Source organism: Sphingobium yanoikuyae (assembly GCF_034424525.1).
Lineage (GTDB): Bacteria > Pseudomonadota > Alphaproteobacteria > Sphingomonadales > Sphingomonadaceae > Sphingobium > Sphingobium yanoikuyae.
The window spans coordinates 741,237-766,123 of record NZ_CP139979.1; the positions used below are offsets into that span (position 1 = coordinate 741,237).

The window sequence follows — 24,887 nt, forward strand, 5'->3', positions numbered from 1 at the left end:
GCTGAATTTCTTGACCAGCCTTTGTCGTGCCTATAATTTGCGGATGTGGATATCCGCTTCTCGAAGACGGCGATGAGAGCGCTGCTGCGATCGAACAAGCGAACGCTTATTCGGCAGAAGATTGACGAGTTGGCGAGCGATCCCGCATCGCTTGAAGCTAATGTGAAGCGTCTTCAGGGGCGTCCTGAATATCGCTTGCGGGTTCAGGACTGGCGCGTGATTTTCCGTATCGATCAGGATATCCTCTGGATTGACGATATAGCGCCGCGCGGATCGGCTTATGAGGTGAACCCATGACCGTTCAGATTGTCGAGATCGCGGGCCAGAAGATCGCGATGCTGCCGATTGAGGATTATCAACGGCTTGTCGAGATCGCGGAGGATAAGGCTGACATGGTAGCAGCTGCAGAGGCTGAGGCGCGCCGCGATGGGGGCGAGGAATATCTTCCCGCGAAAGTGGTCGATGGAATGATGGCCGGGGAAAGCCCTTTACGCGCATGGCGAAAACATCGGGGCTTAACGCTGAAAGTTTTGGCGGAACGGGTGGGCTCGACACATGCCCATCTCAGTAATGTAGAACGCAATAAGAGAAGCGCGAATGTGGAACTCTGGCGCAAGCTGGCCATGGAGTTGAATGTTTCGCTCGACGATATGTTTTTTAAGGTCTGACTATGGCTCAACAACAATCCGAAGGCCCCTCTGTCCGCCTGCTGCGCGTCGGCGAACAGGTGCGCCATGTCCTTTCCGACATTCTCCAGCGCGGCGACGTGCATGACGATGTGCTCAGCCAGCATGTGGTCAGCGTCACCGAAGTGCGCATGTCGCCCGACCTGCGCCACGCCACCGTCTTCATCAAGTCGCTGCTCGGCAAGGATGAGGAAGCGGTGCTCAAGGCGCTGCGCACCAACACCGCCTATCTCCAGCGCGAAGTCGCGCACCGCATCCGCCTCAAATATGCGGCGAAGCTCAAATTCCTGTCGGACGAAAGCTTCGACGAGGGCAGCCATATCGACAAGCTGCTCCGCGACCCCAAGGTCGCCCGCGATCTGGAACAGGATGACGGCGAAGATTGAAAGGCTGGCCCCCGGAGCGCTTTTCCGGGGGAGGACTAGGCCATGGCTGCGATGGAATTTTGAGCGCGTAAACGCGCGACCGCCTCGTCGGGCGTTTTACCTGTAGCAATCCAGGCCGGATGCGCCTGCCAGAACGCAGCTGCCTCCAGGTCATTACCGCTGGGGCCGTGGCTCATGATCCAGCCTATCCGCGAAGCCTGCTCGCAGGAGTGATCGCCCTCGGCCAGTGCAAGCCATGCCCCGCCACTATAGGCACCGCTATACCGGTCCTGCACGAGGACGATGGGATAGAGGCAGGCTTCACTGGCTTGCGCGTTCGCCATGTGTTTGCTCCAGAAAAGGTGCGAAGCATCTTGCCACATTTCGTTCGGTCGCGGAATGTTTCCAGCGTCGACGCGACGGTGCCGCAGCGCTAACAGCGTCTTTCCCGGAACCGGAAGATCAAGAGGGGCAGACGCATGAAGATGAGCGGGATAATCAGTATGGCCGCCTTGGCATTGGCTACGCCCGCCATCGCCCGCGAACCCGCCACCCATCCCGCCGTCACCAACGATCCCGCGCCCGACGCCGCCAACCCCGCGCGGATGGACGCGTTCGTCATTCCCTCGGGCGACGGGGCGATGAACGCGGTCATGTATGTCGCTTCGGGTGGCGGCGTGCATCCGACCCTGCTGCTGCTCCACGGCTTTCCGGGCAATGAGCAGAATCTGGACCTGGCCCAGGCCGCGCGCCGCGCCGGCTGGAATGTCCTGACCCTCCATTATCGCGGATCATGGGGCAGCCCCGGCATCTTTTCCTTCACCAACGCGGCGGAGGATGCGTTCAACGCGCTGCTGTTCCTGGAGGAAGCCTCGACCGTCGCCAAATATCGCATCGACACCAGCGCGATCGTGGTCGCCGGCCACAGCATGGGCGGCTTCATGGCGGCGGAGGCGGCGGCCGCAGAACCGCGCGTCGCCGGCCTGTTCCTGATCGATCCCTGGGATCCGGCCCAGACCGTCGCGTCGCTGGCGACGCCACAGGGCGAGGCGGGCTGGAAGGCGGAGGTGGCGGGCGACCTGCCGCCGCTGTCGGGCGCCAGCTATGAAAGTCTGACCGCCGAGATCAAGGGCGATGCCCAGAAGTTCGACCTCGGCCGCAAGCTGGTCGGCTATGGCCGTCGGCCGCTGACCATCATCGGCGCGGAACGCGGCATCGGCGCGATGGCGCGCAAGGTCGGGGCGGACGCCCAGTCGGCCAATCCCAACACCCGCCTGATGGTCTGGCCGACCGATCACAGCTTCTCCGACAAGCGGATCGCGCTCGCCGATGCGCTGGTGCGTTTCCTGGCTGGCGTTGCGCCCACGCTGCGTTAAAGCGCGGCCATGGCGAAGCTCTATTTCTATTATAGCTCGATGAATGCGGGCAAATCGACGACCCTGCTGCAATCGAGCTTCAACTATCAGGAGCGCGGCATGGCGACGATGCTGTGGACCGCGGCGGTCGACGATCGCTTCGGCCATGGCCGGATCGCCTCGCGGATCGGGCTGGAGGCGCAGGCGCATCTGTTCGAGCCGGGCGTCGACATGCTTGCCGCCATCGCTGCCCAGCATGACGCGACGCCACTGTCCTGCGTGCTGGTGGACGAGGCCCAGTTCCTGACCCGCGATCAGGTCTGGCAACTCGCCGCCGTCAGCGACAGCCTGGGCATTCCCGTCCTCTGCTATGGCCTGCGCACCGATTTCCAGGGGGAATTGTTCGAGGGCAGCGCCCATCTGCTCGGCCTCGCCGACGCGCTGACCGAGATCAAGACGGTGTGCGACTGCGGCCGCAAGGCGACGATGAACCTGCGCGTGGATGCGTCGGGCCGGGCGATTCGCCAGGGCGCCCAGACCGAGATTGGCGGCAATGACCGTTATGTCGCGCTGTGCCGTCGCCATTTTGTCGAGCAGATGCGCGGATGAGCCGGATGGAGGATCTGCTGGCGCCGATCGACGCGCCCGGCCTCTATCTGGAGCAACTGGCCGAGCATCATCGCGAAGCTTTGCGCGCCATCTGCCCGATCGACGATCCGGTGTGGGAGATTTATCCCAACCATCTCGCCGGGGCGGATTTCGACCCGACCTTCGACGCGATCCTGGCGACGCCCAATCGCCACACATTCCTGATCCTGGCCGATGGCGAGCCGGTCGGCATGTCGGGCTATCTCAATGTCGATGCCGCGCATAATGGGCTGGAACTGGGCGGCACCTATATGACGCCGTCGGTGCGCGGCACCGGGCTGAATGGCCGGATCAAGCCGCTGCTGCTGGCCCGCGCCTTTGCCTGCGGCTTCACCCGCGTCCAGTTCTGCATCGACGCGCGCAACATCCGCTCGCAAAGGGCGGTGGAGAAGCTGGGCGCCGTGCGCGAGGGGGTGCTGCGCAAGCAGCGCATCACCTGGACCGGCCATGTCCGCGACACGGTGATTTATTCGATCCTCGCCGACGAATGGGCCGCGCGCGCCGCCTGAGCTTCAGTTGATGCCGGCAATCCAGTCGGGCAATTCGCCCAGCCGTTCGAGCTGGGTATAGCGCGCCGCGCCGATCGGCGGCTGCGCCCGCTCATGCGACCAGGCGCCCTCCTGCGGGATGAACGCCGCCCACGCCCCGGCCTCCAGCGCCGGCAATATGTCCGACCGCATCGAATCGCCGGCCATCACCGCCTGTTCGGGCGCGATGCCATGGCGGGCGAACAGGGTGCGGAAGGTGTCGACCTTCTTGTCGCTGACGATCTCGATCCCGGAGAACAGGTCGCCAAGGCCCGACGCCGCCAGCTTGCTTTCCTGGTGCAGCAGGTCGCCCTTGGTCACCAGCACCAGCGGGCCGATGTCCGCCAGCCGCTCCAGCGTCTCTTCCACCCCGTCGAATAGCTCGACCGGATGGGCCAGCAGCGCGCGGCCCGCCGCCAATATGTCCTGGATCATTGCGGTCGACAGTTGATCGCCGGCGAGTTCCACTGCCGCCTCGATCATCGAGAGGGTGAAGCCCTTGGCGCCATAACCATAGAGCGGCAGGTTGCGGATTTCGCAGGCGATCAGCCGCTCGCGCGTCACATCGACATCGGCAAAAGGCTGCAACATGTCGGTCAGCGCGTCCTGGGTCGCGTTGAAATGGCGCATATTGTGCCACAGTGTGTCGTCGGCATCGAGGCAGATGAGCTTGATCGTCATGGCGCCGGGAATAGCGCGGCGCGGGGCAGGGGGAAATGGCTGATCGTCGAGGCGTTTCATCCTTCCTTCCATTAGCCTCCGTTTCTCGACAGGCTCGAAACGAACGGACGTAAGGATGCGATAAGGGCTGACAGGGCATGGCGGGCGCTATAGAGCGCGCCGCCATGCACGGTTGGCTTATCCTCGACAAACCCCATGGCCTTGGCTCGACCCAGGCGGTCAGCGCAGTGAAGCGCGCGCTGCGGACCCAGCGCGAGGTTCTGGGCGGCACGGAGAAATGGAAGGTCGGCCATGGCGGCACGCTCGATCCGCTGGCGACCGGGGTGCTGCCGATCGCGATCGGCGAGGCGACCAAGCTGGCCGGCCGGATGCTCGACAGCGACAAGATCTACGACTTCACCATCGCCTTCGGCGCACAGACCGACACGCTCGACCTGGAGGGGAAGGTGATTGCGGAAAGTGACGTGCGCCCGACGCTGGCCGAGCTGGAAGCCATCCTGCCGCGCTTCACCGGTCCGATCGAACAGGCGCCGCCGGCCTATAGCGCGATCCTGATCGACGGCCAGCGCGCCTATGACCTCGCCCGCAAGGGGGAGCAGGTGGAGATGAAGACGCGATCGGTGACGATTCATGAACTGACGATCGCGGGGCAGGAACAGGAAGAGGGCGCACTTGCCTCCGTCACCTTGCGTGCCCATGTCTCCAAGGGCACCTATATCCGCTCCCTCGCCCGCGACATCGCGCTGGCGCTCGGCACGGTCGGCCATGTCACCATGTTGCGGCGGATCAAGGCCGGGCCCTTCACCCTGGAAACCGCGATTTCGCTGGACAAACTGGACGAAGCTGCTAGGGGCGGCGACATCGGCGAGCTTATGCTCCCGTTGACGGCAGGGCTGGACGATATCCCGGCTCTTGCAGTCTCTCCCGATGAAGCATTGGCACTCCGACAGGGGAAGATGCTCATGGGGAAACCGCACACCGGTCTCCTGCTGGCGATGTTGGGCGATACGCCCGTCGCGCTGGTGGAGTCCAGTGGCCCGGAGATCCGGGTGGTGCGCGGCTTCAATCTCTAGATACGAAAGGAAGCCCGATGTCGATCACTGCAGAGCGCAAGGAAACGCTGATCAAGGAACATGCCCGCGTCGAAGGCGACACCGGTTCGCCGGAAGTCCAGGTTGCGATCCTGTCGGAGCGCATCTCGAACCTGACCGAGCATTTCAAGGGTCACCACAAGGATAACCACAGCCGTCGCGGCCTGCTGATGCTGGTCAACAAGCGTCGTTCGCTGCTGGACTATCTGAAGAAGAAGGATGCGGCTCGCTACACCGACCTCATCACCAAGCTGGGCCTGCGCAAGTAAGCCTGCTAATAAGGGACGGCCCCATTCGGGGCCGTTTCCGATTCTAACGGACGTCCTTTTGGGGATGTCATTCGGGACGGGCGCAATCCGGCGCCCCGTTTCGTTTCAGGGGCCATACGATGCTCCACAACCGCCGCGGACCGGTTTCGTCCGCATATGAGGCCCCGCCCGGCAATAGGGCCAGGTGGGCAAAGGAACATATATGTTCGATGTAAAGAAAGTTTCGATCGAGCTGGCCGGCAAGACGCTGACCCTCGAAACCGGCCGGATCGCGCGTCAGGCCGACGCCGCCGTGCTGGCAACCTATGGCGAAACCGTGGTGCTGTGCGCCGTGACCGCCGCCAAGTCGGTGAAGGACGGCCAGGACTTCTTCCCGCTGACCGTTCACTATCAGGAAAAATATTCGGCCGCCGGCCGCATTCCGGGTGGTTTCTTCAAGCGTGAGCGTGGCGCCACCGAGAAGGAAACCCTGGTTTCGCGCCTGATCGACCGTCCGATCCGCCCGCTCTTCCCCGAAGGCTTCTACAACGAAATCAACGTCATCGCCCAGGTGATGTCGTTCGATGGCGAGAGCGAGCCCGACATCGTCGCGATGATCGCTGCTTCCGCTGCCCTGACCCTGTCGGGCGTGCCCTTCATGGGCCCGATCGGCGCTGCCCGCGTCGGTTACAAGGATGGCGAATATCAGCTGAACCCGTCGCTGGACGAAGTGAAGACCGGCGAACTCGACCTGGTCGTCGCTGCCACCAGCAACGCTGTGATGATGGTCGAATCCGAAGCCAAGGAACTGTCGGAAGACGTCATGCTCGGCGCCGTCCTGTTCGCCCATGAAGCGAGCAAGAAGGTCGTCGACGCGATCATCCAGCTGGCCGAGAAGGCCGCCAAGGATCCGTGGGAAATGGCCAAGGGCGACGATCTCGGCGCGCTCAAGACCAAGCTCAAGGATCTGATCGGTGGCGACATCGCCGCTGCCTACAAGCTGACCGACAAGTCGGCCCGCTCGAACGCCCTGAACGAAGCCCGCGCCAAGGCGAAGGCGATGTTCACGGAAGACGGCCTCGACGCCCAGACCGTGATGGCCGGCATCAAGCTGACCAAGAAGCTGGAAGCCGAAATCGTCCGTGGCGCCATCCTGAAGGACGGCCAGCGCATCGACGGCCGCACCACCACCCAGATCCGTCCGATCGAGGCGATGGTCGGCTTCCTGCCGCGCACCCATGGTTCGGCCCTGTTCACCCGTGGCGAGACGCAGGCGATCTGCACCACCACGCTGGGCACCAAGGACGCCGAGCAGATGATCGACGGCCTGACCGGCCTGCACTATGAAAACTTCATGCTGCACTACAACTTCCCGCCCTATTCGGTCGGTGAAGTGGGCCGCTTCGGTGCGCCGGGTCGTCGTGAAGTCGGCCATGGCAAGCTCGCCTGGCGCGCGCTGCACCCGGTGCTGCCGACCAAGGACGAATTCCCCTACACCATCCGCGTTCTCTCGGATATCACCGAGTCGAACGGTTCCTCGTCGATGGCCACCGTCTGCGGTGGTTCGCTCTCGATGATGGATGCGGGCGTTCCGCTGAAGCGTCCGGTGTCGGGCATCGCCATGGGCCTGATCCTGGAAGGCAGCGACTTCGCCGTCATCTCGGACATCCTGGGCGACGAAGATCACCTCGGCGACATGGACTTCAAGGTCGCTGGCACGGAAGCCGGCATCACCACCATGCAGATGGACATCAAGGTTGCCGGCATCACGCAGGAAATCTTCGAGACCGCTCTGCGCCAGGCCAAGGAAGGTCGCGCCCACATCCTGGGTGAGATGAACAAGGCCCTGTCCTCGACCCGCACCGAACTGTCGGCGCACGCCCCGCGCATCGAGACGATCCAGATCGACAAGTCGAAGATCCGTGACGTCATCGGCACCGGCGGCAAGGTCATCCGCGAGATCGTCGCCGAAACCGGCGCCAAGGTCGACATCGACGACGAAGGCATCATCAAGATTTCGTCGTCCGACACCGCCCAGATCGAAGCTGCCAAGAAGTGGATTCTGGGCATCGTCGAGGAAGCGGAAGTCGGCAAGATCTACACCGGCAAGGTCGTCAACATCGTCGACTTCGGTGCGTTCGTGAACTTCATGGGTGGCAAGGACGGCCTCGTCCACGTCAGCGAAATGAAGAATGAGCGCGTCGAGAAGCCGACCGACGTCGTGTCGGAAGGCCAGGAAGTGAAGGTCAAGGTTCTCGAGATCGATCCGCGCGGCAAGGTTCGCCTGTCGATGCGCGTCGTCGACCAGGAAACCGGCGAGGAACTGGAAGACACCCGTCCGGCCCGCGAACCGCGTGAACCGCGCGGGGACCGTGGTGATCGCGGCGATCGTGGTCGCGGCCCGCGCCGTGACGGCGGCGACCGTGGCGGTCGTGGTGGCGATCGTGGCCCGCGCCGCGACCGTGGCCCGCGCAGCGAAGGCAAGGGCGACGATGACGGCTCCAACGCCGGCCTGCCCGACTTCCTGACCCAGGACTGATCGGCAGCATCATCGCTGACAGGAAAATGGGGCGTCCGGTTCGACCGGGCGCCCTTTTTCGTGACGAATCCTGTCAGGGCTGATTTCGATCAAGGCGCGGGGGGCGACATCTGATACGGTCGCGTCACGGTTCCTGGGGGAATGTCCATGCAACGCAGCAATGAGCGGTTTGTCGAGCGCCTGCCGCTCGTGCTTCCAAGACCGGTCTATGGCTATGCCCTGAGCCTGTTGCTCTGCCTCCTCGCCTGGCTGGCGCGTGTTGCAGCGGAAACGCTGCTGCCGGTCGGCTATCCCTTCGTCACCTTCTTCCCGGCGGTCATCCTCTCCTCCTTCCTGTTCGGGGTGCGGCCGGGCATCTTCGCCGCCATCATCGGCGGGCTGCTGTCCTGGTATTGCTTCATCCCGCCCTTTTATGCGCTGGCCTTCAACCCCGGCGTCGCCATGGCGCTGATCTTCTACACGATGGTCGTGGCCGTCGACATCTTGCTCATCCACTTCATGCAGCGCGCCAATTTCAACCTGGCGGTGGAGCGGGAGCGCAGCCGCGCCCTGGCCGAGAATCGCGAATTATTGTTCCGCGAACTCCAGCACCGCGTGTCGAACAATCTTCAGGTGGTGGCCGCCATGCTCTCGCTGCAGCGGCGCCAGATCGACAATGATGTCGCCCGTCGCGCGCTGGACGATGCCGCCGCCCGCCTCGCCCTGATCGGCAAGATCAGCCGCGCCCTCTATGACCCCTCTGGGCAGGGGCAGGAACTGCGCGCCTTCATGGTCATGCTCTGCGCCGATATCGTCGATGCGTCGGGCCGCACCGATATTGATTGCACCATCTGCGCGCCCGATGGCCTGTCGCTCGAACCCGATGTCATCGTGCCGCTGGCGCTGATCGTGGCGGAATCGGTCAGCAACGCGATCGAACATGGCCTGCCCGATCGCGCCGGGCGGGTGGCGGTGACGCTGGAACAGCAGGCGGACGGCGCGCTCCACCTGCGCATCGTCGACGATGGGCGCGGCCTGCCGGACGGGACCATGCCCGACGGGCCGACCAGCATCGGCCTGCGCATCGCCGTCGCGCTGGCGCAGCAGCTTGGCGGCCGTTTCCGGCTGGAACCCGCGCCGGATGGCGGCGCCATGGCCTGCCTCGACCTGCCGCAACAGACGCGCTGACACGGCTTAACGTTCTGCAACATTCTGGCGCTTGGCGACGGCGATCCGCTCGGCTATGACCCGGCGCATGCTGACGAAAACCCTGACGCGCATCGGCGCGGCCACCACTCTGGTCCTGATCGCCTCGCCTGTGCTGACCGGCTGCTCCACATCGAAGAACAAGGCCGACACCCTTTACGTCGCCCGCGACGTGTCGACCCTCTACAACAGCGGCAAGGCCCGCCTCGATCGCGGCCAGTACAAGCTCGCCGCCGCGCTGTTCGATGAGGTCGAGCGCCAGCATCCTTATTCGCCCTGGGCGCGTCGTGCGCAGCTCATGTCGGCGTTCAGCTATTATATGAACCGCGACTATCCGGAATCGATCGCGGCCTCGCAGCGCTTCCTGTCTATCCACACCGGCAACAAGGACGCGCCCTACGCTTATTATCTGATCGCGCTGTGCTATTATGAGCAGATTGCCGACGTCACCCGCGACCAGAAGATCACGCAGCAGGCGATGGATGCGCTGGGCGAACTGATCCGCCGCTATCCCGACACCCGCTATGCTGCCGACGCCCGTCTGAAGGTCGACCTGGTGAATGACCACCTCGCCGGCAAGGAAATGGAGCTGGGCCGCTTCTACCAGCGCCGGGGCCAGTGGCTCGCCGCCACGCTGCGTTTCCGCACCGTGATCGACAAGTTCCAGACCACCACCCACACGCCCGAAGCGCTGGAGCGTCTGGTTGAATCCTATCTCTCGCTCGGCATCCCGGCCGAAGCGCAGAAGGCCGCCGCCGTGCTGGGCCGCAACTATCCCGGCACCAAATGGTATGAGCGCAGCTACAAGCTGATGCAGCAGCATCCGGTCAAGAGCTGAGGCGCACGCTTTATTTGTTCCCCTTTTGTGCGATGGCAGGTAGACAGGCGCCATGCTGACCTCGCTTGCCATCCGCAATGTCGTGCTGATCGAGGCGCTGGACCTGGAGTTCGGCGCCGGCCTGTCCGTCCTCACCGGTGAAACCGGCGCGGGCAAGTCGATCCTGCTCGATTCGCTGGGGCTGGCGCTCGGCGCCCGCGCCGACAGCGGCCTGGTCCGGGCAGGGGAGGCGCAGGCCAGCGTCACCGCCAGCTTCGATCCGCCGCCCGCCGGCCATCGCGCCGCGCTGCTGCTGGCCGACAATGGCATCGAGATCGAAGCCGGCGAACCGCTGCTGATCCGCCGCACGGTCAAGGCCGATGGCGGCAGTCGCGCCTTCATCAACGACCAGGCCTGTTCTGCCGCGCTGCTGCGCGATCTGGGCGGTGCGCTGGTCGAAATCCATGGCCAGCATGACGATCGCGGCCTGCTCAACGCCCGCGGCCACCGCGCGCTGCTCGACACCTATGGCCGCTGCGAGGCGGAGGCGGTCGCCACCGCTCATGCCGCCTGGCGCGCCGCCGCGGCCGATCTGGCGCAGGCGCGCGATACCGTGGCCAATGCTGCGCGCGACCGCGATTATCTCGACCATGCCGTCGCCGAACTGTCGAAATTCGCGCCCGAAGCCGGCGAGGAAGCGACTTTGGCGGAGGAGCGCGCGACCATGCAGAAGGGCGCGCGCCTGTCCGATGATCTGTCCGCCGTCACCGATTGCCTGACCGGCTCGGACGGCGGCCTTGCCCAGTTGCGCCAGGCCGCCCGCCGGCTCGACCGGATCGCGGGCGAATATGAACCGCTCTCCGCCGTGCTGGAGGCGCTGGACCGCGCCGTCATCGAAGCGGGCGAGGCGGAGGACAAGCTCGCCGAAGCCGCCGAGGCGCTGAGCTTCGACCCCGCCCGGCTGGATACTATCGAGACCCGCCTGTTCGACCTGCGGGGTCTCGCCCGCAAGCATCAGGTCGCGCCCGACGATCTCGCCGCCCTGCGTGACGAGATGGCCGCGCGCCTCGCCGCGATCGAGGGCGGGGAGGAGCATATCGCCGCGCTCGAAGCCGATGTCGCGCGCAAGGCGGCAACCTATCGCGCCGCAGCCCAGGCGTTGTCGGCCGAACGCCAGCTTGCCGCCGGCCGGCTCGATGCGGCGGTCGCGGGCGAACTGGCGCCGCTGAAGCTGGACGCCGCCCGCTTCCGCACCGTCGTAGCCCCGCTCGACGAAGGGCAATGGAGCGGCGCCGGCATGGACCGGGTCGAGTTCGAGATTTCGACCAATCCCGGCGCGCCCTTCGCGCCGCTCGCCAAGATCGCCTCGGGCGGCGAACTGTCCCGCTTCATCCTCGCGCTCAAGGTCGCGCTGGCGGAGCATGGCGGGGCCGACACGCTGATCTTCGACGAGATCGACCGGGGTGTCGGCGGCGCGGTGGCCGATGCGATCGGCGAGCGCCTGTCGCGCCTGGCACAGAGCAACCAGATTCTCGTCGTCACCCACAGCCCCCAGGTCGCGGCGCGCGGTGCCGGCCATATGCTGATCGCCAAGTCGAGTGATGGCACGGTGACCCGCACCGGCGTCCATGCACTCAGCGATGGCGAACGCCGCGAGGAAATCGCCCGCATGCTCTCCGGCGCGGAAATCACCGCCGAAGCACGCGCACAGGCGGAACGGCTGCTGGAAGCTTGAGGCTTGCCAATTCGCGCGTTTCACATACCGTTCGGGCTGAGCGAAGTCGAAGCCTTCACCTGAGCGAAGCGAAGGCGCCTCGCTCCGCTCGGCGCGTCCTTCGACTTCGCTCAGGACGAACGGAGGGGATAGGATAGCCGCATGACCCATAATCGCAGAGACATGCTCGGCCTCGCCGCCGCGACGCTGGCCGCAACGGCTATCCCCGCCGCCGCGCAGGAGGCGAAACCGCGCTACGGCCTGATCGGCCAGATGCTCAGCGCGCCCGGCAAGCGCGACGAACTGGTCGGATATCTGAAGGATGCGATCAGCGCGATGCCCGGCTGCCTCTCCTATGTCGTGGCGCTCGACACCGCCAATCCCGACGCGCTCTGGATCACCGAAGTCTGGGACAGCCGCGAAAGCCACGCCGCTTCGCTCAAGCTCCCCGCGGTCCGCGCCGCCATCGCCAAGGCCCGCCCGATCATCGCCGGCTTCCCCCAGCATTTTGAAACCGTGCCGGTGGCGGGAATCTGAAGTGGGCGTTAAGGCATCCCCATGACCGATCCCGCCAGCCTCACCGAAGCCGAAGCCGCCAACCGCCTGATGCGCCTTGCCAGGGAGGTGGCGAAGCATAACCGCCTCTATCATGACCAGGACGCGCCGGAGATCAGCGACGCGGACTATGACGCGCTGATCCGCGAGAATAACGCGCTCGAAGCGGCCTTCCCGCATCTGATCCGCGCCGACTCGCCCAACGCACAGGTCGGCGCTGCCGCCACCTCGGCACTGAAGAAGGTGCCGCACGCGGTCCGCATGATGAGCCTCGACAATGGCTTTGCCGACGAGGATATCGCCGAGTTCGCCGCGCGCGTCCGCCGCTTCCTGGCACTGGCCGAGGATGCGCCGGTGGCGATGACCGCCGAACCGAAGATCGATGGCCTGTCCTGTTCGCTGCGCTATGAGCAGGGCAAACTGGTGCTGGCCGCGACCCGCGGCGACGGCACCACGGGTGAGGATGTCACCGCCAATGTCCGCACCATCGCCGACATCCCTGAGCGCCTGACCGGCGAAGCCATCCCCGACCTGTTCGAGGTGCGGGGCGAGGTCTATATGGCCAAGGCGGATTTCGTCGCCCTCAACCAGCGGCTGCTGGACGAGGCGGAGGATGCCGACAAGGCGCGCCAGTTCGCCAATCCGCGCAACGCGGCCGCCGGATCGCTGCGCCAGAAGGACGCCAGCGTCACTGCCAGCCGTCCCTTACGTTTCCTCGCCCATGGCTGGGGCGCCCATAGCGCGCTGCCCGCCGACACCCAGTTGGGCGTGATGCAGGCGATTGCGAGTTGGGGTCTGCCCGTGTCCGACATGCTGGTCTGCGTCGATAGCATCGACGCGATCCTGGCCCATTATCGCGCGATCGAACGCGCCCGCGCCGACCTGCCCTTCGACATTGACGGCGTCGTTTACAAGGTCGACCGGCTCGACTGGCAGCAGCGGCTCGGCTTCGTGGCCAAGGCGCCGCGCTGGGCGATCGCCCATAAATTCCCGGCCGAACGCGCCCAGACCACGCTGGAGGCGATCGACATCCAGGTCGGCCGCACCGGCAAGCTGACCCCGGTCGGGCGCCTGACCCCGGTGACGGTCGGCGGCGTCGTCGTCTCCAACGTCACGCTCCACAATGCCGACGAGATCGAACGGCTGGGCGTGCGGCCGGGCGACCGCATCGTCGTCCAGCGCGCCGGCGACGTCATCCCGCAGGTGGTCGACAATCTGACCCGCGACGAAGTACGCGAACCCTTTCCCTTCCCCACTCACTGCCCGGTCTGCGGATCGGAAGCGGTGCGCGAGGAGGAGGAAGTCGATTATCGCTGCACCGGCGGCCTGATCTGCGCCGCCCAGCGGTTCGAGCGGCTGCGCCATTTCGTCAGCCGCGCCGCGCTCGATATCGAGGGGCTGGGCGAAAAGACGATCGAGGAATTTCTCGACCTTGGCTGGATCAAGGAGCCGGCCGACATCTTCCGCCTGCGCACCCATGCCGGTGAACTGCTGGGGCGCGAGGGCTGGAAGGAAAAGTCGGTCGACAATCTGCTCGCCGCGATCGAGGCGAAGCGCGCGCCCGACGCCGCCAAGCTGCTGTTCGGCCTGGGCATCCGCCATGTCGGTGCGGTGACGGCGCGCAGTCTGATGAAGAAAGTTGTAACTCTACAGGGGCTTCGGCATGCCATCGACCAAATGAACGAGATGTATCGCACATCGGACGGGGCAAGGGTCAAAGCCCCTGCCGATTATTTCGATGATGCGGACATGCTGGGATCGATCGATGGGATTGGTTCGACTGTAATTGAGTCTCTGCGCGATTTCTTCCACGAACCCCATAATGTCGAGGCGTGGGACGATCTGCTCTCCGAAGTGTCGCCGCCCGATTATGTCGTCGAAACCACCGCCAGCGCCGTCACCGGCAAGATCGTCGTCTTCACCGGCAAGCTGGAAACCATGAGCCGCGACGAGGCCAAGGCGCAGGCCGAGCGGCTGGGCGCCAAGGCGGCGGGATCGGTCAGTGCCAAGACCGACCTGGTCGTCGCCGGCCCCGGCGCGGGATCGAAGCTCAAACAGGCGACGGCGCTCGGCATCGAGGTGATTAGCGAAGAAGCCTGGGCTGACATTGTTAGGGCGGCAGGCTAAGGGGCGATCATGTCAAACAGCAACAACAGCGGCACCGTCCTGGTCGACGGCGCGCATTATGATTGGGAAGTGCGGCGCGAACCGCAATGGAGCGATGCGGATGGCTGGCGCGGCATGACCGTCGCCCTGCAGCAGCAGGGGACGCAGCGCGGCGCCGTGCTGGAATTTCCGCCGCCCAAGCGCCTGCTCAAAGGACTGGCCCGCGGCCGGCTCCAGATCAACGACGCCATCGTCGCGCGCGGCGTGCGCGCGGCGCTGGCGGCCGGCTGGGAACCGGAATCGCGCGGCAAGCCGATGCAGTTCATGGTCGACGCCGACGGCAATTGATGCCGGCGCCCCGGCGCGGGCGCTATCGTTCACGCAAATTTACCCAATCTTATCGCGTGGGGGCGTAGGGCAGGGGGATGATGGGGCAGGGTCGGACGCGATTGCAGGAACTGGACGCGTTGCGTGGCATCGCGGCCTTTTCCGTGCTGCTCTTCCATTATTTCAACATCTACCCCAAGCTCTTCCCGCACGGCCATCGCCTGCCGCCCTTGTTCGAACATGGCGGCTATGGCGTGCTGCTCTTCTTTGCGATTTCCGGCTTCGTCATCGCCTTCTCGCTGGAAGGGACGCGCAGCGCCGCTGATTTCGCGGTCAAGCGCTTCGCCCGGCTCTTCCCGGTCTATTGGGCGGCAATGGCGCTCTCGATCGGCATCGTCCTGCTGCTCGGCGCTGGCCAGCTGCTGCCGCCCGCCTGGGTGATCCCGGTCAACATGACGATGCTGCAGGGCTATTTCTATCTGCCCGCGGTCGACGGCGTCTACTGGACGCTGGGCGTCGAACTCGCCTTCTACTGCTGCATGCTGGCGATCTGGATGGGGCGCGGCTTTGCCCGGCTCGAATGGCTGCTGCTCGGCTGGCTGGCGATCAAGGCTGCGATTGCCGGCTGGCACGCGATGCCCAGCCGCCTCGTCATGCTGCTGGTGCTCGACTATATCCCCTTCTTCATCATCGGCATGCTCTTCTACCGCATCTGGTCGGGCCATCGCCGCTGGGGGCAACAGGCGCCCTTCTTCGTGGCGGCGCTGGCGACGATCGCCTGGGCGGACCCGCGCGAATATCTGGTCGCCGCGCTGCTGGTGATGGCGATCTTCGCCGCGATGCTGCGCGGCTGGCTGCCCTTCCTGCGCCATCGGCTGCTGCTCTGGCTGGGGGCGATCAGCTACGCGCTCTACCTCATCCACCATAATGCTGGGCTGGCGATCATGAACCTGGTCGACCGCGCCGGCCTGTCGACCTGGATCGGCTTCCTGCTCGCGACCGCTGCCTCGCTGCTGCTGGCGAGCGCGCTCACCTATGGCGTGGAGCGGCCCGCCGCCCGTCGCATCAACCGCTGGTGGCGCGACCGCACCGCGTCACAGGGCCAGCGCGCCACCCAGGTCGGTTAGGCGGCCTCGACCTCGCGCGCGTCATGCGCCCGGCGGGCATCCATGATCGCGCCGACATGGCCCTCCGCCCAGCGGGTAATCTGGTCCAATATGCCGATCAGCCCCTGCGCCATCGCCGTCAGCCGATATTCCACCGTCACCGGCACCGTGGCATAGGCGGCGCGGCTCACCAGCCCGTCGCGCTCCAGGCTTTTCAATGTTTGTGACAGCATCTTTTGTGAGATGGCGCCGATCCGCCGGCGCAGATCGTTGAACCGCACCGGCCCGTCCTTCAACGTCAGCATCACCAGCACCGCCCATTTGTCGCCGATCCGGTCCAGCACATGGCGGGTCGGGCAATCGGGATCATAGGCGTCGCCGATCCGGGGCAGGGGCGTGGGCGCAGTCATGGGGTCGGTTTCCTCGGCGTAACCAGGTGATGGCAAAGTGCCTTCTTGCGACCATGATATCCCAATCGCTATCTGGTTTCCATTGGTAACTACCCATGGAGAATGGAACATGAAGATCGCGATCATCGGCGGCAGCGGCCGGGCAGGGCGGGAAATCAGCGCGGAACTGGCCCGCCGCGGGCATCAGGTGACGGCGATCTCGCGCCATCCCGAAAATGCGGTGCAGGACGCCGGCGTCACTGCGGTCGCCGGCGACGTCAATGATGTCGCCGCGCTCGGTGCGCTGCTCGCCGGCCATGATGCGGTGGTGAGCGCCGTCATGTTCGCCGACACCGATCCGGCATCGCTGGTCGGCGCGGTGCGTGCGTCGGGCGTGGTCCGCTATCTGGTGGTCGGCGGCGCCGGCAGCCTGGAGGTCGCGCCGGGCGTCAAGCTGATCGACATGCCGGAATTTCCCGAAGCCTATAAGGCCGAAGCCAGCCGGGGCGGCGATTTCCTCACCTATCTGCGCGGCGTGGCGGATCTCGACTGGACCTTCCTCTCGCCCTCCGCCCTGTTCTTCGTCGGCGATCGCAAGGGACATTTCCGCCTCGGCACCGACCAGTTGCTGGTCGATGGCGAGGGCAATAGCAGCATTTCCTATGCCGATTATGCCATCGCGCTCGCCGACGAGATCGAAACGCCCAAACATAGTCGCCAGCGCTTCACCGTAGGCTATTGAGTAAATTCCTCCCCAAGCTTGGCTTGGGGAGGGGGACCGCCGCAGGCGGTGGAGGGGCCGGTGCGTGACCGCGCACCCTGCCCCTCCGTCCGTGCTTCCCGTTTCTCGACAGGCTCGAAACGAACGGAATGGGTGTCAGGCAACCCCCTCCAGCTTGTCCTGCGTCTTCGTGGCAAAGTCGCCGGCGTCATGCCGCTCGTGCAGCTGATCCTCCAGCGGCCCGTTGGTCTTGTTGACGATCCGCCCGCGCTTCACCGCCGGGCGCGCATCGATCTGGTTCGCCCAGCGCAGCACATGGGTATAGCTGCCCGCGTCCAGGAACTCCGCCGCGCCATAGACCCGGTTCAGCAGCACGCCGGCATACCAGGGCCATATCGCGATATCGGCGATCGAATATTCGTCGCCCGCCAGATAGTCATTCTCCGCCAGATGCCGGTCCAGCACGTCCAACTGCCGCTTCACTTCCATCGTGTAGCGGTTGATCGGATATTCGTATTTTTCCGGCGCATAGGCGAAGAAATGGCCAAAGCCGCCGCCCAGGATCGGCGCGCTGCCCATCTGCCAGAACAGCCAGCTCAGCGCCGCGGTGCGCTTGGCCGGATCGGTCGGCAGGAACTTGCCGAACTTCTCGGCCAGATAGAGCAGGATCGCGCCGGATTCGAACACGCGCTGCGGCGGCGACACGCTATGGTCCATCAGCGCGGGGATCTTGCTGTTGGGATTGACGTCGACAAAGCCGCTGCCAAACTGGTCGCCATCGCCGATGCGGATCAGCCAGGCATCATATTCGGCCTGCGTGACGCCCGCCTCCAGCAATTCCTCCAGCAGGATCGTCACCTTCTGCCCATTGGGCGTGCCCAGCGAATAGAGCTGGAGCGGATGCGCGCCGACCGGCAATGGCTTGTCATGGGTGGCGCCGGCGATCGGCCGGTTGATATTGGCAAAGGCGCCGCCCTTATCCTTGTCCCAAATCCAGACGGCGGGCGGGGTATAGCTGTCGGTCATGCGGGCATCGCTCCGATAAATCTCTGATGCCCGGCAGGTAGGAACGGCGCCCGCCCGCCGCAACCGAGCGCCGCTCAACCGCTGTTGATTATTTCTGCTATTCCGCTGCCTGCGTCCGCACCACCAGCACGCTGACCGGCGACTGGTGGATGATCGCCGACGCATTGGACCCCAACAGCTTGGACGTGAGCGAGGGCTGGTGCGATCCGATCACCACCAGGTCGGCCTTCAGCCGCGCCGCCTCGCTCAGCACCTCGTCGCGCACCCGCCCCCGCCGGGTCAGGAAATGGGTGCGATCGGGGGCCAGCCCGGCCTCGCTCGCCCATGTCTTCATCGCCGCCAGCGCATCGCGCTCCTCATGCTCGTCGAAACTGCCGTCCAGCAGCTCGGAATAGCGGGTCGGCAGATAATAGCGGACGTAGAGAAGGTGGACGACGCCCTGGTTCCCCGCCACATCGGCCGCGCCGGCAATGGCGGCACGGGCGAGGTCAGGGGCGTTGACATCGACGGCGGCGACGATCGTGGCATAGGACATGGCGCTCTCCTCTTATCGCTTATGCGCCGTCCAACCCTCGACGCGCGCGCGGGATGCCCCAGCCATCAAAGATTCCCGACCCGACATGAATAAGGACATGCCGCAATCGCCGGGCAATGGGAGAGAGGCAAACTCGACCATTCCCACCCGTCGCTGAGATGGCGGAGTGGGGTGGGAAGCTGGCCACCTGTTTCACAGCGTCATCCCCGCGCAGGCGGGGATCCATCTCACCAGCTTCGGACCAGATGCGAGGTCAGGAGATGGATTCCCGCCTGCGCGGGAATGACGGAGTGGGGCTAGATGCCAGACTGTTTTTCAGTCCTTCATATCCCTTTCTCCGCGCTCTTCGCGGCTCCGCGCGAATAATGAATCACGCGGAGCCGCGAAGGGCGCGGAGGAGAAAGAAGGAGGGGCGGATTTGGGGTGGATTTAAGTCAGTCAGCTTTTGGGTAGATGATCGACGATAGCTGCCGCTTGGCGAAGAAAAATCGTCCGGCAACAATCGCTCCCTTGCGGACATCGACGACTTGCTCTCAAACTACCCGCAAAACCGCACGGGGCTTCTATGGTGCTGTTGTTTAATACCGTCGCGACCGACACGGCGACCATCTGCATTTTTGACGTTGGCGCGATGAAGCACCGGGTCAACGATGTCGGTGATTGGTGGTCGATCCCCGCCAACGAATTGGCCGAGGTTCAAAACGGAAATGCCTTGTTCCTCAATCTTGGGACCGACGGCACCTATCAACTTGAGATTGCGGATGAGATTGACCTGAACGCGGTTAGTTTCAATTTGAATACTCCGTCAGGTCGAGTCTTCATTGGGGCTGGGGAGGAGATGTCTGGCGGCGGTTTCGAACCCGAAGGCATCTCCGGTTTTTTTGTCGAAGTGCGTGAGCCCAATTATAGAGTTTTCGTCTCGCGCGACGGGCAAAGGATAAGTGTGAAGTTCGTCGCGGCCCCCGCTTCGAGAAACGAGGTCTCGCAATTGATACGGCTGTAATTGGGAACGGCAGCTATCCACCCGATTTGGTCGTTCGTCCTTCGATTTGCCATCTGAATAAGTGGCCGGTTTCAGGGAGGCGAATACAATCGCCGAACGACGAAGAATGGTCGCTTCTAGACCATCCTCCCCTGCAAGGGGAGGTGGCTGGCCGTAGGCCAGACGGAGGGGTGACGCCCTCTCGATAGGGCGTCACCCCTCCACCACTTCGTGGTCCCCCTCCCCTTGCAGGGGAGGAATTTACAGCCGCTTCTGGTCGTTAGCTGTCAAAGCCGGATATCGTCATTGCGAGCGGAGCGAAGCAATCCACTGGCGCGAGATGGATTGCTTCGCACCGCTCGCAATGACGGAGATGCTCGCTTCACCGATGCTGTCCTACATGCCCGATTTCTGATCTACCCTGCGCGATGGACCAGCGCCTTTCTTCGCATCGCCGCCTCTGCCTCGGTCGCCGCCTGATCGACGCGCGGCAGGGGCCTATGTGTCGCGTTACCGTCGCTTCGCCGCCGCATGACGGGCGCGCGCCACTGACCCGCACCCCCACACCCCCGACGCGCGACAGGCGCGTAGTCGATGCGTTCCCGGCGCGTTGGCGGTGCAAAGACCCCGGAAACCCCGTTTACACTGTGAACTTCGACAGGCGCGTGTCCCGATCCCGTCGCCTGTCGCGTCGCAATCCCCGTGCGGTCCGTCGCGCCCGGCATGACGGGGCCGGGTGGTTGCGCTATGGCCTGCGTGCCGGTCCGATCGATCCCCGATCCATCGGGACGGCGAAAATTTTTATCCCGTCCCGCCCTTGACCGGCGAAACGACTTTTCCATATGCATGCCGCTAGCACTCTCCATCGGCGAGTGCTAACAATGAGAGAGTTCATCGGGAGAAGGACAAGGCGGGGCACAATATCGCACGGGGACATTCCTCTTGCGGGCCGCGCCGGACCCATCCCAGCACAAAGGGAAAGGCAATCATCATGGCATTCCGTCCGTTGCATGACCGCGTTCTCGTTCGCCGCATTGAAGCGGAAGCGAAGACGGCCGGTGGCATCATCATCCCCGACACCGCCAAGGAAAAGCCGCAGGAAGGCGAAATCGTCTCCGTCGGTTCGGGTTCGAAGGCCGAAGACGGCAAGGTCACGCCGCTGGACGTCAAGGCCGGCGATCGCGTACTGTTCGGCAAGTGGTCGGGCACCGAAGTCAAGGTCGACGGTGAAGACCTGCTCATCATGAAGGAATCGGATATTCTGGGTATTGTCGCCTAAGCAGGCGACGGGCTGGGTATCGTCGCCTGAGCGACAGCAACCCGCAGAATTTCGGTTTTCCATTTTTCCCTATTTTCCAAAGGAATTAGATCATGGCAGCGAAGGACGTAAAGTTTTCGCGTGACGCTCGTGAGCGCATCCTGCGCGGCGTCGACATCCTGGCCGACGCGGTCAAGGTGACCCTGGGCCCGAAGGGCCGCAACGTCGTCATCGACAAGAGCTTCGGCGCCCCCCGCATCACCAAGGACGGCGTCAGCGTCGCCAAGGAAATCGAACTGAAGGACAAGTTCGAGAATATGGGCGCCCAGATGGTCCGCGAAGTTGCTTCGAAGACCAACGACATCGCCGGTGACGGCACCACCACCGCGACCGTCCTGGCCCAGGCCATCGTGCGCGAAGGCATGAAGTCGGTTGCCGCCGGCATGAACCCGATGGACCTGAAGCGCGGCATCGATCTCGCCGTCGCCAAGGTTGTCGAGGACATCCAGTCGCGCTCGAAGCCGGTTGCCGGTTCGGCCGAAGTGGCCCAGGTCGGCATCATCTCGGCCAATGGCGACAAGGAAGTCGGCGAGAAGATCGCCGAAGCCATGGAAAAGGTCGGCAAGGAAGGCGTCATCACCGTGGAAGAGGCCAAGGGTCTCGACTTCGAGCTGGACGTTGTCGAAGGCATGCAGTTCGACCGCGGCTACCTGTCGCCCTACTTCATCACCAACCCGGAAAAGATGGCTGTCGAGCTGGCTGATCCGTACATCCTGATCCACGAGAAGAAGCTCTCGAATCTGCAGTCGATCCTGCCGATCCTGGAAGCCGTGGTTCAGTCGGGCCGTCCGCTCCTCATCATCGCCGAGGACATCGAAGGCGAAGCGCTGGCGACCCTGGTCGTCAACAAGCTGCGCGGCGGCCTGAAGGTTGCTGCGGTCAAGGCACCGGGCTTCGGCGATCGCCGCAAGGCCATGCTGGAAGACATCGCCGTCCTGACCAAGGGCGAAGTGATCTCGGAAGACCTGGGCATCAAGCTCGAAAACGTCACCCTGGGCATGCTGGGCACCGCCAAGCGCGTCACCATCGACAAGGACAACACCACCATCGTCGATGGCGCCGGTGATGCCGACTCGATCAAGGGCCGTACCGAGCAGATCCGTGCGCAGATCGAAGTCACCACTTCGGACTATGACCGTGAAAAGCTGCAGGAACGCCTGGCCAAGCTGGCTGGCGGCGTTGCCGTCATCAAGGTTGGCGGTGCGACCGAAGTCGAAGTGAAGGAGCGCAAGGATCGCGTCGACGACGCCCTGCACGCCACCCGCGCTGCCGTCGAAGAAGGCATCGTCCCCGGTGGTGGCACCGCGCTGCTCTACGCGACCAAGGTTCTCGAAGGCGTCGCTGGCGCCAATGACGACCAGACCCGCGGTATCGACATCGTCCGCAAGTCGCTGACGGCCCTGGTTCGCCAGATCGCCGCCAACGCCGGCCATGACGGTGCTGTCGTCTCGGGCAAGCTGCTCGACCAGACCGATACCTCGTTCGGCTTCAACGCGTCGACCGACACCTATGAAAATCTGGTCGCCGCCGGCGTCATCGACCCGACCAAGGTCGTGCGCACCGCGCTCCAGAACGCTGCCTCGGTTGCTGGTCTGCTGATCACCACCGAAGCCGCGGTTTCGGAACTGCCCGAAGACAAGCCCGCCATGCCCGCCATGCCGGGCGGCATGGGCGGCATGGGCGGCATGGACTTCTAAAAGCGATCGTAGCGGGTGGGCAACGCCCGCCCGCGGTTCGATCGCGACTTCAAAGAAGTTCTCGCACATGCGACAAGAAAGGGGCCGGTGGAGCGATCCACCGGCCTTTTTCGTGCCTGTCGCTTCTGCTGTCCTACAGCCTGCTTCCGGCCCCATATGACGGTGCCCTGGCCGGGGAGGAGTAGGGGGATATTGTTGATCGGGCAGCGGAATTGATCTGCTTTGGTGGGCATCTGGTTTACCAAATCTCAAGGCTGATCGGCCACTATGCTGGCACGTGTCACGCCCCGTCCGCCATCTGTGCGCAGTCCTGCGCGCGCGCTTTGCGCCCCGTACCCAGCAGAATGCTGAGGTGCAGGATAGCCTCGTCAAGGCGCTTTACGCCTCCCCGGCATCGCTGCTTTCCGGCGCGATTTCAGGTGGTTCGCTCAGTCTCGTGATCGCCTGGCAGGCCCATGTCCTGACCATGCACATCATTGCCGCGCTGGTCCTGATCGTGGGAATCAGTCGCTCCATTTCGGCCGTCTATTTCCAGCGTGCGCTGGCGCATCAGGATGGTCCGGCGCGTCCGATCTGGGGAATCGCCTATGAAATGGGTGCCTGGATCTATGCCGCGCTGCTCGGGCTGCAATCGCTCGCGACCCTGACGATCAGCCAGGATGCGACCCTGCATGTGCTCGCCGTCGGCATGGTCGCCTCCTATGCGGGCGGCATTTCCGGCCGCAATGCCGGCCGGGTCCATGTCGCGGTCGGCCAGACCTGCTTCACCATGCTGCCGACCTCCATCGGCCTGCTGATCGCCGGCGGCGTCGGCTATGTCGTCCTTGGCGTGCTCTGCTTCCTGATGATCTTCGCCATGGCAGAAATCACCAAGACCACGCACCGCATCGTGCTGGAAGCGATGCAAGGCAAGCAGGAGAAGAGCAACCTCGCGATCAAGTTCGAGCGGCTGGCCCGCTATGACAGCCTGACCGGCGTGGAAAACCGCATGGCGATGCAGATGCGGCTGCGCGACCTGTTCGACAATCGCATTTCCGATGCGGATCAGACCGCCGTCCTGTGGATGGACCTCGACCGGTTCAAGGAAATCAACGACACGCTGGGCCATATCGTCGGCGACCAGCTGCTGTGCCAGGTGGCCGAGCGGCTGACCCGTGCGCTCGACCGGCGCGGCCATGTCGCGCGTTTCGGCGGCGACGAGTTCGTGCTGATCTGTCCTGGCGTCAGCCGCATCCAGGCCGAAGTGATCGCGGGCGACATCACCCGCATCCTAGCCGGTGATTTCGAGGTCGGCGGCCATCACCTGACCATCTCAGCCTCGATGGGCATTGCCGTCGCGCCCGAAGATGGCGCCGATGGCGACGAACTGCTGCAACATGCCGATCTGGCGCTCTACAAGGCCAAGCATGCGGGTCGAAATCGCCATGCCCAGTTCGACTGGACCATGAAGGAGCGGCAGAACCGCACCTATGAGCTGGAGACCGGGCTGCGCAGCGCGCTCGCCAATGGCGAACTGCAACTTCATTATCAGCCGATCTTCGATACCGAGACTGGCCGGATCACCATCTGCGAGGCGCTGATGCGCTGGCAGCATCCGGAACTGGGCTGGATTTCCCCAGCCGAGTTCATCCCGATCGCTGAAAGCTCGGCCCTGATCGAGCCGATGACCAACTGGGCGCTGGCCCAGGCGTGCCGCGACGCGATGGGCTGGGACGAGGATATCCGGGTCGCGGTCAACATCTCGCCCGCGCTCATCAAGACCGACGGCCTGCCGCGTGCGGTCATCTCCGCTTTGCTCCAGTCGGGGCTCAAGGCGCGGCGGCTGGAACTGGAAGTCACCGAATCCATCTTCCTGGAAGATGACCGCCGCACCCATCTGATCCTCAGCGAATTGCGCCGTATCGGCCTGCGCCTGGCGCTCGACGATTTCGGCACCGGCTATTCCTCGCTGGGCGCCTTGCGCACCCATGAGTTCGACACGATCAAGGTCGATCAGAGCTTCATGCGCGGCGTCGGCGAAAATCCCCGCGACCGCGCCATCGCCCAGTCCGTCGCCTATCTGGCCCGCGCGCTGGAGGTGGAGACGGTGGCCGAGGGGATCGAGACCGAGGAACAGTTGCGCTACGCCCGCGAAACCGGCTTCACCAACGTCCAGGGCTTCGTCCTCAGCCGGCCGGTCCCGATCGGCGAGTTGCAGGCCCTGCTCAACCGCAACAGGGCCGATGTCCATGACATGGCGGCGCTGATCCGCCAGCGCCGCCTGGCCTGA

At 64.4% G+C, this 24,887-nt stretch carries 26 protein-coding genes; 21 read left to right on the top strand and 5 right to left on the bottom strand.

Annotation, left to right across the window (positions count from 1 at the left end):
- Positions 1–45: 45 nt before the first annotated feature.
- The 3 genes from U0025_RS03455 to rbfA are packed head-to-tail and all read left to right on the top strand — an operon-like array spanning position 46 to position 1,072.
- Positions 46–297 (top strand): type II toxin-antitoxin system RelE family toxin, encoded by a 252-nt coding sequence (locus U0025_RS03455; protein WP_037491152.1) that lies wholly within the window; start codon positions 46–48, stop codon positions 295–297.
- Positions 294–668, top strand: coding sequence for a helix-turn-helix domain-containing protein (locus tag U0025_RS03460; protein WP_004211278.1), 375 nt, complete (start codon positions 294–296; stop codon positions 666–668). The genes U0025_RS03455 and U0025_RS03460 overlap by 4 nt, the downstream gene beginning before the upstream one ends.
- 2 nt (positions 669–670) lie before the next feature.
- Positions 671–1,072 carry a 30S ribosome-binding factor RbfA gene (gene rbfA, locus U0025_RS03465; protein WP_004211279.1) on the top strand — a complete coding sequence of 134 codons (402 nt, stop codon included), beginning with the start codon at positions 671–673 and terminating at the stop codon, positions 1,070–1,072.
- Positions 1,073–1,107: 35 nt separating this feature from the next.
- On the opposite strand, the gene U0025_RS03470 is transcribed toward rbfA, so the two are convergent.
- A complete protein-coding gene (locus U0025_RS03470; protein WP_004211280.1) occupies positions 1,108–1,395 on the bottom strand; it encodes a hypothetical protein in 288 nt (95 codons plus the stop codon).
- A gap of 135 nt (positions 1,396–1,530) precedes the next feature.
- Between U0025_RS03470 and U0025_RS03475 the strand changes: the two genes are divergently transcribed.
- The 3 genes from U0025_RS03475 to U0025_RS03485 are packed head-to-tail and all read left to right on the top strand — an operon-like array spanning position 1,531 to position 3,563.
- Positions 1,531–2,427 (top strand): alpha/beta hydrolase family protein, encoded by an 897-nt coding sequence (locus tag U0025_RS03475; protein WP_004211281.1) that lies wholly within the window; start codon positions 1,531–1,533, stop codon positions 2,425–2,427.
- Positions 2,428–2,436: 9 nt separating this feature from the next.
- Complete coding sequence (locus U0025_RS03480) at positions 2,437–3,015, top strand: thymidine kinase (protein WP_004211282.1); 579 nt, start codon at positions 2,437–2,439, stop codon at positions 3,013–3,015.
- Positions 3,012–3,563: a GNAT family N-acetyltransferase gene (locus U0025_RS03485; protein WP_029547689.1), complete on the top strand. Its 552-nt coding sequence runs from the start codon at positions 3,012–3,014 to the stop codon at positions 3,561–3,563. Before U0025_RS03480 ends, U0025_RS03485 begins: the two co-directional genes overlap by 4 nt.
- A 3-nt stretch (positions 3,564–3,566) precedes the next feature.
- Here the strand turns inward: U0025_RS03485 and U0025_RS03490 are convergent, their stop codons facing one another.
- Entirely contained in the window at positions 3,567–4,262 is a 696-nt protein-coding gene (locus tag U0025_RS03490) for an HAD family hydrolase (protein ID WP_037491156.1), read from the bottom strand.
- A 164-nt stretch (positions 4,263–4,426) separates the two neighbouring features.
- Between U0025_RS03490 and truB the strand changes: the two genes are divergently transcribed.
- From truB to U0025_RS03540, 10 genes are all read left to right on the top strand, one after another.
- The gene (gene truB, locus U0025_RS03495; RefSeq protein ID WP_004211285.1) at positions 4,427–5,335 is read left to right on the top strand and encodes a tRNA pseudouridine(55) synthase TruB; all 909 of its coding nucleotides are present in this window, start codon (positions 4,427–4,429) and stop codon (positions 5,333–5,335) included.
- A gap of 17 nt (positions 5,336–5,352) precedes the next feature.
- On the top strand, positions 5,353–5,622 hold the full coding sequence (gene rpsO, locus U0025_RS03500) for a 30S ribosomal protein S15 (protein WP_004211286.1): 270 nt from the start codon (positions 5,353–5,355) through the stop codon (positions 5,620–5,622).
- Positions 5,623–5,824: 202 nt separating this feature from the next.
- A complete protein-coding gene (gene pnp / locus U0025_RS03505) occupies positions 5,825–8,140 on the top strand; it encodes a polyribonucleotide nucleotidyltransferase (protein ID WP_004211287.1) in 2,316 nt (771 codons plus the stop codon).
- A 147-nt stretch (positions 8,141–8,287) separates the two neighbouring features.
- Positions 8,288–9,307: a sensor histidine kinase gene (locus tag U0025_RS03510; protein ID WP_004211288.1), complete on the top strand. Its 1,020-nt coding sequence runs from the start codon at positions 8,288–8,290 to the stop codon at positions 9,305–9,307.
- A gap of 67 nt (positions 9,308–9,374) precedes the next feature.
- The gene (locus U0025_RS03515) at positions 9,375–10,163 is read left to right on the top strand and encodes an outer membrane protein assembly factor BamD (protein WP_037492082.1); all 789 of its coding nucleotides are present in this window, start codon (positions 9,375–9,377) and stop codon (positions 10,161–10,163) included.
- Between the two features lie 52 nt (positions 10,164–10,215).
- Positions 10,216–11,877 (top strand): DNA repair protein RecN, encoded by a 1,662-nt coding sequence (recN, locus tag U0025_RS03520; protein ID WP_004211290.1) that lies wholly within the window; start codon positions 10,216–10,218, stop codon positions 11,875–11,877.
- Between the two features lie 141 nt (positions 11,878–12,018).
- Positions 12,019–12,393 carry a putative quinol monooxygenase gene (locus U0025_RS03525; protein WP_004211291.1) on the top strand — a complete coding sequence of 125 codons (375 nt, stop codon included), beginning with the start codon at positions 12,019–12,021 and terminating at the stop codon, positions 12,391–12,393.
- A 21-nt stretch (positions 12,394–12,414) separates the two neighbouring features.
- Positions 12,415–14,538 (top strand): NAD-dependent DNA ligase LigA, encoded by a 2,124-nt coding sequence (gene ligA, locus U0025_RS03530; protein WP_004211292.1) that lies wholly within the window; start codon positions 12,415–12,417, stop codon positions 14,536–14,538.
- A 9-nt stretch (positions 14,539–14,547) separates the two neighbouring features.
- Positions 14,548–14,865: a hypothetical protein gene (locus U0025_RS03535; protein ID WP_004211293.1), complete on the top strand. Its 318-nt coding sequence runs from the start codon at positions 14,548–14,550 to the stop codon at positions 14,863–14,865.
- A 77-nt stretch (positions 14,866–14,942) separates the two neighbouring features.
- Positions 14,943–15,971, top strand: coding sequence for an acyltransferase family protein (locus U0025_RS03540; protein WP_004211294.1), 1,029 nt, complete (start codon positions 14,943–14,945; stop codon positions 15,969–15,971).
- Here the strand turns inward: U0025_RS03540 and U0025_RS03545 are convergent.
- Positions 15,968–16,360, bottom strand: a complete 393-nt coding sequence (locus U0025_RS03545; RefSeq protein WP_004211295.1) for a winged helix-turn-helix transcriptional regulator — start codon at positions 16,358–16,360, stop codon at positions 15,968–15,970. The two genes, U0025_RS03540 and U0025_RS03545, sit on opposite strands and share 4 nt — an antisense overlap.
- A gap of 109 nt (positions 16,361–16,469) precedes the next feature.
- Here U0025_RS03545 and U0025_RS03550 point away from each other — a divergent pair, with 109 nt between their 5' ends.
- Positions 16,470–17,081 carry an NAD(P)-dependent oxidoreductase gene (locus tag U0025_RS03550; protein WP_004211296.1) on the top strand — a complete coding sequence of 204 codons (612 nt, stop codon included), beginning with the start codon at positions 16,470–16,472 and terminating at the stop codon, positions 17,079–17,081.
- A gap of 135 nt (positions 17,082–17,216) precedes the next feature.
- On the opposite strand, the gene yghU is transcribed toward U0025_RS03550, so the two are convergent.
- Together yghU and U0025_RS03560 are read right to left on the bottom strand one after the other, a co-directional pair.
- Positions 17,217–18,086, bottom strand: a complete 870-nt coding sequence (gene yghU, locus U0025_RS03555; RefSeq protein WP_004211297.1) for a glutathione-dependent disulfide-bond oxidoreductase — start codon at positions 18,084–18,086, stop codon at positions 17,217–17,219.
- Positions 18,087–18,183: 97 nt separating this feature from the next.
- A complete protein-coding gene (locus U0025_RS03560; protein ID WP_004211298.1) occupies positions 18,184–18,621 on the bottom strand; it encodes a universal stress protein in 438 nt (145 codons plus the stop codon).
- 565 nt (positions 18,622–19,186) lie between these two features.
- On the opposite strand from U0025_RS03560, the gene U0025_RS03565 reads away from it, so the two are divergent.
- The 4 genes from U0025_RS03565 to U0025_RS03580 all read left to right on the top strand — a co-directional run bounded on the left by U0025_RS03565 (position 19,187) and on the right by U0025_RS03580 (position 24,887).
- Positions 19,187–19,624 (top strand): DUF6386 family protein, encoded by a 438-nt coding sequence (locus U0025_RS03565; RefSeq protein WP_004211299.1) that lies wholly within the window; start codon positions 19,187–19,189, stop codon positions 19,622–19,624.
- 970 nt (positions 19,625–20,594) lie between these two features.
- On the top strand, positions 20,595–20,882 hold the full coding sequence (gene groES / locus U0025_RS03570) for a co-chaperone GroES (protein ID WP_004211301.1): 288 nt from the start codon (positions 20,595–20,597) through the stop codon (positions 20,880–20,882).
- A gap of 92 nt (positions 20,883–20,974) precedes the next feature.
- Complete coding sequence (groL, locus tag U0025_RS03575) at positions 20,975–22,618, top strand: chaperonin GroEL (protein WP_004211302.1); 1,644 nt, start codon at positions 20,975–20,977, stop codon at positions 22,616–22,618.
- A 277-nt stretch (positions 22,619–22,895) separates the two neighbouring features.
- Positions 22,896–24,887, top strand: coding sequence for a putative bifunctional diguanylate cyclase/phosphodiesterase (locus U0025_RS03580; RefSeq protein ID WP_004211304.1), 1,992 nt, complete (start codon positions 22,896–22,898; stop codon positions 24,885–24,887).

Coding starts and splice junctions, on each gene's coding strand:
- U0025_RS03460 (WP_004211278.1), top strand. CDS start 294: ATGACCGTTCAGATTGTCGAGATCGCGGGCCAGAAGATCGCGATGCTG.
- rbfA (WP_004211279.1), top strand. CDS start 671: ATGGCTCAACAACAATCCGAAGGCCCCTCTGTCCGCCTGCTGCGCGTC.
- U0025_RS03470 (WP_004211280.1), bottom strand. CDS start 1,395: ATGGCGAACGCGCAAGCCAGTGAAGCCTGCCTCTATCCCATCGTCCTC.
- U0025_RS03475 (WP_004211281.1), top strand. CDS start 1,531: ATGAAGATGAGCGGGATAATCAGTATGGCCGCCTTGGCATTGGCTACG.
- U0025_RS03480 (WP_004211282.1), top strand. CDS start 2,437: ATGGCGAAGCTCTATTTCTATTATAGCTCGATGAATGCGGGCAAATCG.
- U0025_RS03485 (WP_029547689.1), top strand. CDS start 3,012: ATGAGCCGGATGGAGGATCTGCTGGCGCCGATCGACGCGCCCGGCCTC.
- U0025_RS03490 (WP_037491156.1), bottom strand. CDS start 4,262: ATGACGATCAAGCTCATCTGCCTCGATGCCGACGACACACTGTGGCAC.
- truB (WP_004211285.1), top strand. CDS start 4,427: ATGCACGGTTGGCTTATCCTCGACAAACCCCATGGCCTTGGCTCGACC.
- rpsO (WP_004211286.1), top strand. CDS start 5,353: ATGTCGATCACTGCAGAGCGCAAGGAAACGCTGATCAAGGAACATGCC.
- pnp (WP_004211287.1), top strand. CDS start 5,825: ATGTTCGATGTAAAGAAAGTTTCGATCGAGCTGGCCGGCAAGACGCTG.
- U0025_RS03510 (WP_004211288.1), top strand. CDS start 8,288: ATGCAACGCAGCAATGAGCGGTTTGTCGAGCGCCTGCCGCTCGTGCTT.
- U0025_RS03515 (WP_037492082.1), top strand. CDS start 9,375: ATGCTGACGAAAACCCTGACGCGCATCGGCGCGGCCACCACTCTGGTC.
- recN (WP_004211290.1), top strand. CDS start 10,216: ATGCTGACCTCGCTTGCCATCCGCAATGTCGTGCTGATCGAGGCGCTG.
- U0025_RS03525 (WP_004211291.1), top strand. CDS start 12,019: ATGACCCATAATCGCAGAGACATGCTCGGCCTCGCCGCCGCGACGCTG.
- ligA (WP_004211292.1), top strand. CDS start 12,415: ATGACCGATCCCGCCAGCCTCACCGAAGCCGAAGCCGCCAACCGCCTG.
- U0025_RS03535 (WP_004211293.1), top strand. CDS start 14,548: ATGTCAAACAGCAACAACAGCGGCACCGTCCTGGTCGACGGCGCGCAT.
- U0025_RS03540 (WP_004211294.1), top strand. CDS start 14,943: ATGATGGGGCAGGGTCGGACGCGATTGCAGGAACTGGACGCGTTGCGT.
- U0025_RS03545 (WP_004211295.1), bottom strand. CDS start 16,360: ATGACTGCGCCCACGCCCCTGCCCCGGATCGGCGACGCCTATGATCCC.
- U0025_RS03550 (WP_004211296.1), top strand. CDS start 16,470: ATGAAGATCGCGATCATCGGCGGCAGCGGCCGGGCAGGGCGGGAAATC.
- yghU (WP_004211297.1), bottom strand. CDS start 18,086: ATGACCGACAGCTATACCCCGCCCGCCGTCTGGATTTGGGACAAGGAT.
- U0025_RS03560 (WP_004211298.1), bottom strand. CDS start 18,621: ATGTCCTATGCCACGATCGTCGCCGCCGTCGATGTCAACGCCCCTGAC.
- U0025_RS03565 (WP_004211299.1), top strand. CDS start 19,187: ATGGTGCTGTTGTTTAATACCGTCGCGACCGACACGGCGACCATCTGC.
- groES (WP_004211301.1), top strand. CDS start 20,595: ATGGCATTCCGTCCGTTGCATGACCGCGTTCTCGTTCGCCGCATTGAA.
- groL (WP_004211302.1), top strand. CDS start 20,975: ATGGCAGCGAAGGACGTAAAGTTTTCGCGTGACGCTCGTGAGCGCATC.